Raw genomic sequence first — 12,812 nt, 5'->3', positions numbered from 1 at the left:
CATCGAAACATCTTTGAGGGCAACGGGTTTAGGAACCGTTACGCCGGGTTTGACAATTCTGCCACGAAACTCCCCGCCCCACTGTTGTGTATTGATTATTTTGCACAACCAATAGGAGAGATCAGGTTCATTTCCTGCAATTGCCGCCACCCGATCAGCCGGACTGAAGCCGGGGTCCAGAAATCCGGCGAGGCCGCAAGCTCGTCGTAATAGTGATCGAAATCCGCTGGGGTATGGAAATGCTGCTGCCGGGATTTTTCTATCTCGGATCTGGAAACAATGTCGGGCAGGAACTTGGTATGCAGCAACACGCCGGACGGCGCCGCGCCCCCCGGGCCGTCATAGGCGCCATTCAGTTGCCGGGGCAGGACTGAATGGCATGAATTCACGTAGGCATAGCGCCGGTTCCAGCGGACCAGCGGGATCTTGTTAAGCGTTGGCGAGCGTTGCGGATCATGAGCAAAGAACATCCGCTCGCGCGCGCCGCCCTGAACCCAGAGGTTGCCCAGCGGTTGCTGCCGGCGGGCCCGATAAGGGCCGGCGTCGAACCAGCACAAGATTGCCAGCGGATCGTCCCCGGCGGCAAAGCTCTGCCCGCCCACCGGGCCCTTGGGATAAAGATCCAGCATATGCGCGCCAAACGCCTCGCGCCCTTCGCGATCCAGACCGCCGGTCAGCGCGCGCAGGTCACAGCGGTCATGATCGGCATAGATCAGCAACTCGTCGACATCGACCATCAGGCTCCAGTGCCCATGTGCGTGCCGCATCTGCAACCATGTCAGCCAGTCCAGCCCGAACCGCGCCGCGCGATAGCTGGCCGCCGTCTGCCATAGCGAGACATCGGGCTGCTCCATCAGCGTCTCGACGCTGCCATCGACGCTGCCGTTGTCGACCATCAGAAAGTGATCGACGCCCAGTTTCCTGTAGTGCTCCAGGAATCCGGACAGCCGCAGTGCCTCGTTTCTAAGCGTGGTAAACGCCAGCACGTGACCGGGCCGGATTGCCCCAGTCCGGTCCGCCAGCGCCCGCAGCGCGTGGCGGCTGCGAAATGACCGCCAGAGCAGTCTCCGCCGTTTCCACCGCAGCCGATAGGCATCGGCCCATCCAATCGGCGAGAGCGGTGGCGCGGGGCTGATGGTCATCGTGCCCCTCGCGCTATTCCAGCCCCATCGCGGCCATCATGCCTTCGATCCGGGCCACATCGGCGGGGTTGTTCAGCTCCCAGAACTGGCGCCCGCGTGCCTCGACCTCGACACACAGAACCTTGCGGCCGTTTTCCATGAAACGCAGCTGCTCCAGCCCTTCGAGCGTTTCCAGCGGCCCCATCGGCCAGGTCGGGTAATCCGCCAGCGCGCCGGGCCGATAGGCATAGACGCCCACGTGGTGAAACACGGGCGTCGGCGCGTCGTCTGCGTATGTCTCCGAGGTGTAGGGGATCACTTCCTTGGAGAAATAGAGCGCGCTGCGGTCGGACGCGAACACCGCCGTGGTGCCACCGACACGGCCATGTTTGCGATCGTTCAGAAACCCGTTCAGCGCCATGCCATCGCAGCGCAACACAGGTGTGGCGATATCGGCCTCGGGCGCGGCGCGCAGGCCCGAAATCAGGTCCTCGACAAACCAGTGCGGGGTCAACGGCGCGTCGCCTTGCAGGTTCACGACAATGTCGAAACCGCCGCCCAGCGCCGCATGCGCCTCGGCGCAGCGCTCGGTGCCGTTGACGCAGTTGGACGAGGTCATGACGACCTCGGCCCCGAAGCCTTCGGCCACCTCGCGGATGCGGTCGTCATCGGTGGCGACCACCACCCGGTCGGCACCGCTCACCGCCATCGCCGCGCGCCATGACCGTTCGATCAGCGTCATGTCCTTGCCGGTGGCGCCGGTCAGGCTGACCAGCGGCTTGCCGGGATAACGGGTCGAGGCATAGCGGGCGGGAATGGCGATGAGAACGGACATTCAGGCTTCCTTGAGGGTGACGCTGGGCGCATAGGCGATGAAGAACGGGTTGGCATAACCCTCCTTGCCATAGACCAGCGGCTGATGATTGTCGAAACGTACCACCTTGCCCCCGGCGCCGGCCAGCACCGCGTGACCGGCGGCGGTGTCCCATTCCATGGTACGGCCAACACGCGGGTAAAGATCGGCCTCACCCGTGGCCACAAGGCAGAATTTCAGCGACGAACCGGCGCTCTTGCTGTCCTTGACGGCGTATTTTCCGATGTAATCCTCGGTCGCCTGGTCGCGGTGGGATTTCGACGCAACCACCATCAGCGCAGCATTATCCGCCTCAGCCACCCGGATCGGTGAGAGGTCGCCGGGCGTTTGCTTGTCCAGCGCGCCGGTCTCTTCGACCGACGAGCCATCGGCCAGCGTGTAGAACATCCGCCCCTTGGCCGGGGCATAGACCACGCCGCGCGTGGGCGTGCCGTTTTCCACCAGCGCGATGTTCACCGTGAAATCGCCGCGCCGGTTGATGAATTCCTTGGTCCCGTCCAGCGGATCGACGATCAGGAAGGTATCACCCGTCTGGCTGTGCGAGGCCGCCTGTTCCTCGGTCACCAGCAGGATATCGGGGAATGCCGCCCGCAATCCGGCCGAGATCAGCGCATCCGCCGCCTCGTCCGCCTCGGTCACCGGGCTGGCGTCCGACTTGACCTTCACATCGAAATCGTCGGCGTTGTAAATCTCCATGATCTTGTCGCCTGCTTCCAATGCAAGACGCCGAATGACAGGAATAAGGTCGGTATAGGTCACAAATTTGCTCCGGTTTGGTGATTTGTTGATCTGCAATGCAGCTGCCCTTATGCTGTGATGGCAAGGGATCGGCAAGAATTCCGTGCAATTTTCTAAGGCAGAGCAACAGGAACTGGCAGCGTGTTCAAATTCAGGCGGCATAATTCCCTACTGAGCGGTGCCTTCACCATGGCCGAGCTCATCTTTCACAACGTGGTCCGCAGCGTGCGGCAGGGGCATTCGAACGCCTATGTCGCTTTGGGCAAGAACATGATGCAGGTGCTGGTCTTTGTGCTGGTCTTCTACATGATGTTCTCGATCCTCGGTCTGCGCGGCTCGGCGATCCGGGGGGATTTCCTGCTCTACATCATGTCGGGCATCTTCCTGTTCATGGTGCATATCAAGACGGTCGGCGCCGTCGCCGGGGCCGAGGGGCCCAACAGCGCGATGATGAAACACGCGCCGATGAACACGATCGTTGCGATTCTGTCAGCGGCGATCGCATCGCTCTACACCCAGCTGCTGACGCTGATCCTGATTCTGTTCGGCTATCACGTCGCCTTTACCCCGGTCTATATCGACGATTGGGGCGGCGCCTTTGCCATGCTGATGTTGGCGTGGTTCACCGGCTTTGCCGTGGGGCTGGTGTTTCTGTCGATCAAGCCCTGGGCGCCCACCTTTGTCGGCGTTCTGACCACGATCTACCAGCGCGCCAACATGATCGCCTCGGGCAAGATGTTCGTGGCCAATTCCCTGCCGGGCTACATGCTTGCCATGTTCGACTGGAACCCGCTGTTTCACGCTATCGACCAGTGTCGGGGATTTGTGTTCAAGAACTACTTTCCGCACAACAGCAACTGGCAGTATGCCTTGTGGGTCGGGATCGTCCTGATCATGGTGGGCCTGATGGGCGAATTCTATACCCGCCGACATGTCTCGGCCAGCTGGTACGCGCGGCGATGATCCGGGCGCTGGCGATACTGCTGATGCTGGCCGGGGCGCCCGCTTTGCGGGCGGATCCCGTTCCGGCATTGTTCGACGTCACCGGAGTGGCCGCCGACGACGTTCTGAACCTTCGCGCCGAGCCGTCGGGCAGCGCCGAGAAACTGGGTGAACTGGCCGCCAACGCCACCGGGGTCGAGGTGGTGGACCTGACCTTTGACGGCAAATGGGGGCGGGTGAACGCGGGCGAGATCGCCGGATGGGTCGCGATGCGTTATCTGGCACGGCGGCCCGATCACCCCGGCCTCTGGCTGACTCCGCGTCTGGTCTGTTCCGGGACCGAGCCGTTCTGGTCCCTGACCATCGATCAGGGCGTTTCCGCCCGGTTCGATCCGATGGCCGGTCAGGCGCAGAGCATGCCTGCGGGCACCCTGAAACCGGGGCTTGCCGTGGTGAACCGGTTCATGATCGCACTGGGCGACGATCTTGCCATCATCCGGCAGGAACAATGCCATGACGGCATGTCGGATCGCGCCTATGGGCTAGAGATTTCCCTTGTCCTGGGCGATTCGCTGTTTTCCGGCTGCTGTTCGCTGGTGGCGGATTAAACCGCGACCCGCAGTGTCAGGTTGATCCGCCCGCCCTTGGGCAGCAACCGTGACGAGCCGAACCGGATCCGGTCGATCCCGTGATAGACCAGCCGCGCTGGTCCGCCCATCACCACCACGTCGCCCGAGTTCAGCCAGACCGATTCCGTCTTGCCACCCCGTACCGTGTCCCCAATGCGAAACAGCGCATCATCGCCCAGCGACACCGACACCACCGGCCAGGAAAAATCCGCCTCGTCCCGGTCCTGGTGCAGGCCCATCCTGGCGCCCTCGCCATAATAGTTGATCAGGCAGCAATCGGGCGCCCGGTCATGCCCGGTGACATCCCTCCAAATCTCCATGACGGGTTCGGGGATCGCGGGCCAAGTACTGCCGCGCGGATGTGTCGGCTGATAGCGATAGCCACCCTTGTCCGACACCCAGCCCAAGCCCCCGGCCGAGGTCATCCGTACCGACATCGCCTTGCCGCTGGACGTCACCGGCGAAAACAGCGGCGCCGCCTTCAGCACCGGGCGCAGCGCGTCGATTAGTCGGGCCTGGGCCGGGCCATCCAGCGCGCCTTTGCGGATCTCGACGCCGCGCACCATCAGCCTTGTCATTCAACCCGGTCCTTCCTTGACGAAACCCTGCCAAAAACCTCGCAGATTCCCGAAAACCTGCAATTCAGCATGCTTGCAGCCCCTGTTTTCGCCCCCTATATACGCCGGGACGCGCCGTGGTGTAGTGCCATTGCGCAAACAGATCGGGGCCGGAATGCCAAAACGGGTTCAGGTCTCGAGCCATCGCCTTGAAGAGAAAGGGATCGAACAATGGGAAAAGTAATCGGTATTGACCTTGGCACCACCAACTCCTGCGTTGCCATCATGGACGGCGCCCAGCCGAAGGTCATCGAAAACGCCGAAGGGGCACGCACCACGCCCTCGATCGTCGCCTTCACCGAAGACGAGCGACTGGTCGGGCAGCCTGCAAAACGCCAGGCGGTCACCAACCCCTCGAACACCATCTTTGGTGTCAAGCGCCTGATCGGCCGCCGCGTCGATGACGCCGAGGTCACCAAGGACAAGAAAATGGTGCCGTTCAACATCGTGAACGGCGGCAATGGCGACGCCTGGGTCGAAGCCCGGGACGAGAAATACTCGCCTTCGCAAATCTCCGCCTTTATCCTCGGCAAGATGAAGGAAACTGCGGAATCCTACCTGGGCGAGGATGTGACCCAGGCCGTGATCACCGTGCCCGCCTATTTCAACGACGCCCAGCGTCAGGCCACCAAGGACGCAGGCAAGATCGCCGGTCTCGAAGTGCTGCGGATCATCAACGAACCGACCGCTGCCGCGCTCGCCTATGGCCTGGACAAGAAGAACAGCCAGACCATCGCGGTCTATGACCTTGGCGGCGGGACCTTTGACGTCACCATCCTGGAAATCGACGACGGCCTGTTCGAGGTCAAATCGACCAACGGCGACACCTTCCTGGGTGGCGAAGACTTTGACATGCGCATCGTCAACTACCTCGCCGAGGAGTTCAAGAAAGAGCATGGCGTCGATCTCAGCAAGGACAAGATGGCGCTTCAGCGCCTGAAGGAAGCCGCTGAAAAGGCAAAGATCGAGCTTTCCTCGACCACCCAGACCGAGATCAACCAGCCGTTCATCTCGATGGGATCCAACGGCCAGCCGCTGCACATGGTCATGAAGCTGACCCGTGCCAAGCTGGAAAGCCTGGTGGGCGACCTGATCAAGAAGTCGATGGACCCTTGTAAAGCCGCGCTCAAGGATGCGGGCATCTCGGCTGCCGACGTTGACGAGGTGGTTCTGGTTGGCGGTATGACCCGCATGCCCAAGGTCATCGAGGAAGTGACCAAGTTCTTCGGCAAGGAGCCGCACAAGGGCGTGAACCCGGACGAGGTTGTCGCCATGGGTGCCGCCATTCAGGCAGGTGTTCTGCAAGGCGACGTCAAGGATGTGGTCCTGCTCGACGTGACCCCGCTGTCGCTGGGTATCGAAACCTTGGGCGGTGTGTTCACCCGCCTCATTGACCGCAACACCACGATCCCGACCAAGAAGTCTCAGGTCTTCTCGACCGCCGAGGACAATCAGAACGCGGTGACCATCCGCGTGTTCCAGGGCGAGCGTGAAATGGCCGCCGACAACAAGATCCTCGGCCAGTTCAATCTGGAAGACATCCCGCCCGCACCGCGCGGCATGCCCCAGATCGAGGTGACATTCGACATCGACGCCAACGGCATCGTGTCGGTCTCGGCCAAGGACAAGGGCACCGGCAAAGAGCACAAGATCACCATCCAGGCCTCGGGCGGTCTCTCTGACGAGGACATCGAAAAGATGGTCAAGGATGCCGAGGACAATGCCGAAGCCGACAAGGCGCGCAAATCGCTGGTCGAGGCGCGCAACCAGGCCGAAAGCCTGATCCACTCGACCGAGAAGTCGGTCGAAGAGCATGGCGACAAGGTCGACCCGACCACCGTCGAGGCGATCGAACTGGCCATTGCCGCGCTCAAGGACGATCTTGAAAAGGATGGCGTCAGCGCCGACAAGATCAAGTCGGGCATCCAGAACGTGACCGAAGCGGCGATGAAACTGGGCGAGGCGATCTACAAGGCGCAGGCCGAAGGCGGCGATGACGAGCCGACAGCGGCCGACGCAGGTGGACGCGACGAAGACATCGTCGATGCCGATTTCGAAGATCTCGGCGAAGACAAGCGCAAGTAACCGGTCATCCGGGCCAGAACGGGCCGGTCCGCTTACCGGACCGGCCCGCATTCGTTGAGGCAGAAGGAATATCGGATGTCAAAACGCGACTATTACGATGTGCTCGGGGTGTCCAAGGGCGCATCGGCGGACGAGATCAAGAAGGCCTTCCGCACCAAGGCCAAGGAATTGCATCCCGACCGCAACAAGGACAACCCGGATGCCGAGGCCAAGTTCAAGGAAGCGAACGAGGCTTACGACATTCTCAAGGACGCCGACAAAAAGGCAGCCTATGACCGGTTCGGCCATGCCGCGTTCGAAAACGGCACCGGCGCGGGCGCGCGTCCCGGTGGCGGTTTCGGCGGCGGCGATTTCTCCAGCGCGTTCTCGGATGTGTTCGAGGATCTGTTCGGAGATTTCATGGGCCAGCGCGGTGGCGCTGGCGGCGGGCGCCGCGCCGCGCGCGGTTCGGACCTGCGCTATAACCTGCGGGTCACGCTCGAGGATTCCTTCTCGGGCATGCAAAAGACCATCAACGTGCCCACCGCTGTCAGCTGTTCGGCCTGCGAAGGGACCGGCGCCGAAGGCGGGGTCGAGCCGACCACCTGCCCGACCTGTTCGGGCATGGGCAAGGTGCGGGCGCAACAGGGATTCTTTACCGTTGAGCGCACCTGTCCCACCTGTTCCGGCCTGGGTCAGATCATCAAGAACCCGTGCAAATCCTGCCGGGGCGCGGGCCGGGTCGAGAAAGACCGCTCGCTCAGCGTGAACATTCCCGCAGGTGTCGAAACCGGCACCCGCATCCGCCTGGCGGGCGAGGGCGAGGCCGGGATGCGCGGCGGCCCTCCGGGTGATCTCTATATCTTTGTCGAGGTGACCAAGCACGACCTGTTCGAACGCGACGGCGTGAACCTCTATTGCCGGGTACCGGTCAGCATGGCCAAGGCGGCGCTGGGCGGCGCCATCGAAGTGCCGACCATCGACGGCGGCCGGGGCCGGGTGCAGGTGCCCGCCGGCAGCCAGTCGGGCCGTCAGATGCGCCTGCGCGGCAAGGGCATGCCCGCCCTGCGCGGCGGCGGTATCGGCGACATGTTCATCGAACTGGCGGTGGAAACCCCCGTCAACCTGACCAGCAAGCAAAAAGACCTGCTGCGCGAGTTCGAGGAGCTGAGCGAGGACAACAATCCCGAGACCAAGAGCTTCTTTTCTTCGGTCAAGTCGTTCTGGGACGGGATGAAGGGATAGGGGGCGCTGCCCCTGTCGCCTGACGGCGACTCCCCCGGAGTATTTTCAGCGAAATGAAGACAGGGGGCGGGTACCACAGGGTGCTCGCCCCTTTTTATCGATTCCCTCTTGATTGTCGTCGCGTCACCTGAGAATGTGCGCGCCAACAACCGTTGGGGTGCCCTGTCGGGGCTGAGAGGCGTGGATGCGTCAACCCATCGAACCTGATCCGGGCAATACCGGCGTAGGGAACGGTCTATCGCTATCGGACGTTTTCCATGCCCCCGTTGCCCCTGAACCGGAGTAACGGATATGGCGGCAATTGCCCTGACGATTGCAGGCTCCGACAGTGGCGGCGGCGCGGGCATCCAGGCCGATCTGAAGGCGATTTCGGCTCTGGGCGTCTATGGCGCCTCGGTGATCACTGCGGTAACGGCGCAGAACACGCGCGCGGTGACGGCGGTGCATGAAATACCCGCCGACGTGATCCGGGCGCAGATCCATGCGGTTCTGGAAGATCTTGACGTGCAGTCGATCAAGATCGGCATGCTGGCGACGCCCGATATCATCGAGGCCGTTGCCGATGCCATCGCCGGGTTTGACAGGCCTATTGTTCTGGACCCTGTGATGGTGGCGAAATCGGGTGATGCGCTGTTGGCCGAGGCGGCCGTGGGCAGCCTGCGGGAACGGCTCTTGCCGCGCGCGACCTTGCTGACGCCAAACCTGCCCGAAGCGGCGCGCCTGTTGGCGGTGCCCGGTGCGGCAACGCTGGACGATATGGCGGATCAGGCCCAGGCGCTGCTCGCCCTGGGCGCGGGTGCCGTGCTGATGAAGGGCGGACATGGGCGGGGCACGGTGTGCCATGATCTGCTGGTGACACAGGCGGGCGTGCTGGCCGAGCTTACCGCGCCGCGCCGGGCAACGAAGAACACCCATGGCACCGGATGCACGCTCAGTTCCGCGATTGCCGCCGGTCTGGCCAAGGGTCTGCCGCTGAAGGGCGCGGTGCAAGAGGCGCATACCTATCTGCAAGGCGCCATCGTGGCGGCGGACGGGCTGAAGGTCGGACAGGGTCACGGCCCGGTGCATCATTTCCATCGGGTCTGGCCGGCATGACGCTCTGGTCGGTCATAGGTGCGGGCGTTGCAGGGTTGGCGGTCGCGACCGAGCTGGTCGCGCGCGGCGCGTCGGTTCAGGTCTTCGATCCCTCCGGCCCGCCCGGCCCACATGGATGCAGCTGGTGGGCGGGCGGCATGCTGGCGCCCTGGTGCGAATATGAAAACGCCGAAGAGCCGGTGTTGCGCCTGGGCCAGCAGGCCATCGCATGGTGGGCGCAGCACACCGCCGTCACCCGGTGCGGCACGCTGGTGGTGGCCAATGCGCGCGATCTGCCGGACCTGCGCCGCTTTGCCCGCCGGACCGACGGGTTTGCCGACGTCAATCATGCCGAAATCGCCGCGTTAGAGCCTGATCTGACAACCTTCTCCAAAGGCTTGCATTTCCCGGACGAAGCGCATCTGGACCCGCGCCGCGCGCTCTCGGACCTCTATCGCGGCCTCATCGACAAGGGCGTCGCCTTTCACCGCAAACCCGCACCCGCGGGGCTGGCGAATGCCATCGATTGCCGTGGCCTGCACGCGCGCGAGGTGCTGCACGACCTGCGCGGCGTCAAGGGCGAGATGCTTGTCATTCGTGCGCCAGATGTGGCTCTAACAAGGCCCGTTCGCCTGTTACATCCGCGCATGCCACTTTATGTCGTGCCGCGCAGCGACCATGTCTACATGCTGGGTGCTACGATGATCGAGAGTGAGGACAGCGGCCGCATCACAGCGCGCTCGATGCTGGAACTGCTAAGCGCCGCTTATGCGCTGAACCCCGCCTTTGGCGAGGCCGAAGTGTTAGAAATCGGCGTCGATCTACGCCCGGCCTTTCCCGACAACCTGCCGCGCATCCGGCGGCTGGGGCGGACCATTTATGCCAATGGCCTTTATCGCCACGGCTACCTGCTGGCGCCCGCGCTGGCGCAGGGGGTGGCCGACCTGGCGCTAAGTAACACACATACGGAGTTGGTCGATGAAGATCGTGCTTAACGGCGAACCGCGCGAGGTCGAGGCCGAAACCCTCGCCGCACTGCTGGTGGAATGCGGCCTGTCGGGCCGCGTTGCCACGGCCGTGAACGAAAGCTTTGTGCCCTCGTCCCTGCGCGGCGGGCACCGGCTGAACGACGGCGACCGGGTTGAGGTGCTTGCCCCGATGCAGGGGGGCTGAGACATGCGTGCATTCTACGGAACCGAATTGCCGAACCCGCTAATGCTGGGCACCGCGCAATATCCCAGCCCCGCGATCCTGGAACAGGCGTTCCGCGCCAGCGGGGCGGGGGTGGCCACCGTGTCACTGCGGCGCGAATCCGGGGCGGGACAGACATTCTGGTCGATGATCCGCGATCTGGGCGTGCTGATCCTGCCCAACACCGCCGGCTGCCATACGGTGAAAGAGGCGGTGACCACCGCCCATATGGCGCGCGAGGTGTTCGGCACGCCGTGGATCAAGCTGGAACTGATCGGTCATACCGACAGCCTGCAACCGGATGTCTTCGGCCTGGTCGAGGCCGCGCGCATCCTGACCGAGGAGGGATTCCAGGTGTTCCCGTACACCACCGACGATCTGATCGTGGGCGAACGGCTGTTGGCGGCAGGCTGTGAGGTGCTGATGCCCTGGGGCGCGCCCATCGGCTCGGGCCGGGGGCTGAACAACGAATATGCGCTGCGCGCCATGCGGGCCGAGTTTCCCGATGTGCCGCTGGTGGTCGATGCGGGCATCGGCCTGCCCAGCCATGCGGCCCGCGCGATGGAGCTTGGCTATGACGCCGTCCTGCTCAACACCGCCGTGGCCCGTGCGGGCGACCCAGTGGAGATGGCACGCGCCATGGCGCTGGCCATTCAGGCCGGGCAACTGGCGCATCACGCCGACCCGATCGAGGCGCGCGATATGGCCAGCGCCTCGACCCCTGTCATTGGAAAGGCCTTTCTGTCATGACGCTCGACCGGTTCTATCCGATCTTCGACCATACCGACTGGCTGCGCCGGATGCTGCCGTTGGGGGTAAAGCTGGTGCAACTGAGAATCAAGGATCAGCCCGACGCGGTGATCCGCACCGAGATTGCCACCGCGCGCGATCTTTGCCGCGCGCATGGTGCGGTGCTGGTGGTCAACGACTATTGGCAGGCCGCCATCGACACGGGCTGCGACTGGCTGCATCTGGGGCAAGAGGATCTGGATCAGGCCGATCTGCCCGCGATCCGCAAGGCGGGTCTGCGGCTCGGCGTCTCTACCCATGACGATGACGAGTTGGAGCGGGTTCTGGGAATGGATCCCGACTATGTGGCCCTCGGCCCGGTCTATCCGACCATCCTGAAACAGATGAAATGGCGCCAGCAGGGCCTGCCGCGCGTCACCGAATGGAAAGCGCGCGTGGGCGCCATCCCCCTGGTCGGTATCGGCGGCATGAGTGTCGAGCGCGCGCCGGGGGTATTGGCCGCCGGGGCCGACATCGTCTCGGTCGTCACCGATATCACGCTCAACCGCGACCCCGAGGCACGGGTACGCCAGTGGATCGAGGCCACCAGATGAATCGCTACGCCCGCCAGATGATGCTGCCGCAAGTCGGGGATGAGGGTCAGGCCAAACTGGCCGGTGCCCGCGTGCTGGTGGTCGGGGCGGGGGGGCTGGCAGCGTTCGCGCTACCGATCCTTGCCGGGGCAGGGGTGGGACGGATCGATATCTTCGATGGGGACTACATCGAGTTGTCGAACCTGCATCGGCAGACGCTGTTCACCGAGGCGGATGTCGGCCGCGCCAAGGCCGAGGTCGCCGCCGAGCGCTGTGGCGCGCTCAATTCCGGGATTGTCCTGACCGGTACAAAACGGTCAATCACCCCGGAAAACGTCGTACAAAACAGTCAAAACGCCGATCTGGTGCTGGATTGCGCCGACAGCTATGCCGCCAGCTATCTGCTCAGCGATACCTGTCTGGCGCTGGGCAAACCTCTGATCAGCGCTTCGGTTCTGGGGCTGAGCGGCTATGCGGGCGGCTTCTGCGGCGGTGCGCCCAGCGTGCGCGCGGTCTTCCCCGAGGCACCGGACAGCACAGCAAGCTGCGCGACCGCTGGCGTGCTGGGGCCGGTTGTCTCCATATTAGGCTCTATTCAGGCGCAAATGGCGCTTTCGGTGTTGCTTGGATTGGTGCCTTCACCGCTTGGGCAGATTGTGCAGGTTGATGCGCAAACCTGGCGCAACAGTACGTTTCGCTTCGACGCCGCGCCGGAACCGGTCACCGCTTTCCGCTTTGTCGCGCCTTCGGAACTGACAGCCGATGACCTCATTTTCGAGCTGCGATCCGAGGCCGAAGCGCCGCATCCGGCGCATCCATCTGCACGGCGCATGACGACATCCGAAATACCAATAGCAGACACTAACAATGGAAAACGACTGGTTTTGTGCTGCGCCACCGGCCTCCGGGCCTGGCGCGCTGCGGAACAGTTGCAACCGGATTGGCCCGGCGAGATCGTCCTCGTCGCGGCCGCCACATCATGAAAGGAAACGCGA

Annotated in this window: 14 protein-coding genes and 1 riboswitch; of the genes, 10 read left to right on the top strand and 4 right to left on the bottom strand. The window is 63.5% G+C overall.

Annotated elements, in window-relative coordinates; translation table 11 throughout:
• Nucleotides 1-95: 95 nt before the first annotated feature.
• Genes OE747_RS15790 through cysQ form a run of 3 tightly spaced genes read right to left on the bottom strand, consistent with a single transcriptional unit; the run spans nucleotide 96 to nucleotide 2,754 of the window.
• Nucleotides 96-1,142, bottom strand: a complete 1,047-nt coding sequence (locus OE747_RS15790) for a glycosyltransferase family 2 protein (protein ID WP_263829516.1) — start codon at nucleotides 1,140-1,142, stop codon at nucleotides 96-98.
• Nucleotides 1,143-1,155: 13 nt separating this feature from the next.
• Nucleotides 1,156-1,956, bottom strand: coding sequence for a 3-deoxy-manno-octulosonate cytidylyltransferase family protein (locus tag OE747_RS15785; RefSeq protein ID WP_263829515.1), 801 nt, complete (start codon nucleotides 1,954-1,956; stop codon nucleotides 1,156-1,158).
• Nucleotides 1,957-2,754, bottom strand: a complete 798-nt coding sequence (gene cysQ, locus OE747_RS15780) for a 3'(2'),5'-bisphosphate nucleotidase CysQ (protein ID WP_263829514.1) — start codon at nucleotides 2,752-2,754, stop codon at nucleotides 1,957-1,959.
• Nucleotides 2,755-2,874: 120 nt separating this feature from the next.
• On the opposite strand from cysQ, the gene OE747_RS15775 reads away from it, so the two are divergent.
• Together OE747_RS15775 and OE747_RS15770 are read left to right on the top strand one after the other, a co-directional pair.
• Nucleotides 2,875-3,696, top strand: coding sequence for an ABC transporter permease (locus OE747_RS15775; RefSeq protein WP_404818327.1), 822 nt, complete (start codon nucleotides 2,875-2,877; stop codon nucleotides 3,694-3,696).
• Complete coding sequence (locus OE747_RS15770) at nucleotides 3,693-4,283, top strand: COG3650 family protein (protein WP_263829512.1); 591 nt, start codon at nucleotides 3,693-3,695, stop codon at nucleotides 4,281-4,283. The genes OE747_RS15775 and OE747_RS15770 overlap by 4 nt, the downstream gene beginning before the upstream one ends.
• On the opposite strand, the gene OE747_RS15765 is transcribed toward OE747_RS15770, so the two are convergent.
• Nucleotides 4,280-4,882, bottom strand: a complete 603-nt coding sequence (locus tag OE747_RS15765) for an alpha-ketoglutarate-dependent dioxygenase AlkB family protein (RefSeq protein WP_263829511.1) — start codon at nucleotides 4,880-4,882, stop codon at nucleotides 4,280-4,282. The two genes, OE747_RS15770 and OE747_RS15765, sit on opposite strands and share 4 nt — an antisense overlap.
• Nucleotides 4,883-5,092: 210 nt before the next feature.
• On the opposite strand from OE747_RS15765, the gene dnaK reads away from it, so the two are divergent.
• The 8 genes from dnaK to OE747_RS15725 all read left to right on the top strand — a co-directional run bounded on the left by dnaK (nucleotide 5,093) and on the right by OE747_RS15725 (nucleotide 12,800).
• Nucleotides 5,093-7,006: a molecular chaperone DnaK gene (gene dnaK / locus OE747_RS15760; RefSeq protein ID WP_263829510.1), complete on the top strand. Its 1,914-nt coding sequence runs from the start codon at nucleotides 5,093-5,095 to the stop codon at nucleotides 7,004-7,006.
• A gap of 75 nt (nucleotides 7,007-7,081) precedes the next feature.
• Nucleotides 7,082-8,230 carry a molecular chaperone DnaJ gene (gene dnaJ / locus OE747_RS15755; protein ID WP_263829509.1) on the top strand — a complete coding sequence of 383 codons (1,149 nt, stop codon included), beginning with the start codon at nucleotides 7,082-7,084 and terminating at the stop codon, nucleotides 8,228-8,230.
• Between the two features lie 143 nt (nucleotides 8,231-8,373).
• A riboswitch (TPP riboswitch) is annotated at nucleotides 8,374-8,477 on the top strand.
• Between the two features lie 44 nt (nucleotides 8,478-8,521).
• Complete coding sequence (gene thiD / locus OE747_RS15750; RefSeq protein ID WP_263829508.1) at nucleotides 8,522-9,325, top strand: bifunctional hydroxymethylpyrimidine kinase/phosphomethylpyrimidine kinase; 804 nt, start codon at nucleotides 8,522-8,524, stop codon at nucleotides 9,323-9,325.
• Entirely contained in the window at nucleotides 9,322-10,299 is a 978-nt protein-coding gene (locus OE747_RS15745; RefSeq protein WP_263829507.1) for an FAD-dependent oxidoreductase, read from the top strand. The genes thiD and OE747_RS15745 overlap by 4 nt, the downstream gene beginning before the upstream one ends.
• Nucleotides 10,283-10,477, top strand: a complete 195-nt coding sequence (gene thiS, locus OE747_RS15740; protein WP_263829506.1) for a sulfur carrier protein ThiS — start codon at nucleotides 10,283-10,285, stop codon at nucleotides 10,475-10,477. Before OE747_RS15745 ends, thiS begins: the two co-directional genes overlap by 17 nt.
• Nucleotides 10,478-10,480: 3 nt before the next feature.
• A complete protein-coding gene (locus OE747_RS15735; RefSeq protein ID WP_263829505.1) occupies nucleotides 10,481-11,245 on the top strand; it encodes a thiazole synthase in 765 nt (254 codons plus the stop codon).
• Entirely contained in the window at nucleotides 11,242-11,838 is a 597-nt protein-coding gene (locus tag OE747_RS15730) for a thiamine phosphate synthase (RefSeq protein ID WP_263829504.1), read from the top strand. The genes OE747_RS15735 and OE747_RS15730 overlap by 4 nt, the downstream gene beginning before the upstream one ends.
• Nucleotides 11,835-12,800: a thiazole biosynthesis adenylyltransferase ThiF gene (locus tag OE747_RS15725; protein WP_263829503.1), complete on the top strand. Its 966-nt coding sequence runs from the start codon at nucleotides 11,835-11,837 to the stop codon at nucleotides 12,798-12,800. Before OE747_RS15730 ends, OE747_RS15725 begins: the two co-directional genes overlap by 4 nt.
• The last annotated feature ends 12 nt before the right edge of the window (nucleotides 12,801-12,812 follow it).

Origin of the sequence: Ruegeria aquimaris (assembly GCF_025751555.1) — a bacterium.
GTDB classification, from domain to species: Bacteria; Pseudomonadota; Alphaproteobacteria; order Rhodobacterales; family Rhodobacteraceae; genus Ruegeria_B; species Ruegeria_B aquimaris.
Note: the sequence above shows the minus strand (reverse complement) of the source record. Positions and strands in the feature narration are given on the sequence as shown.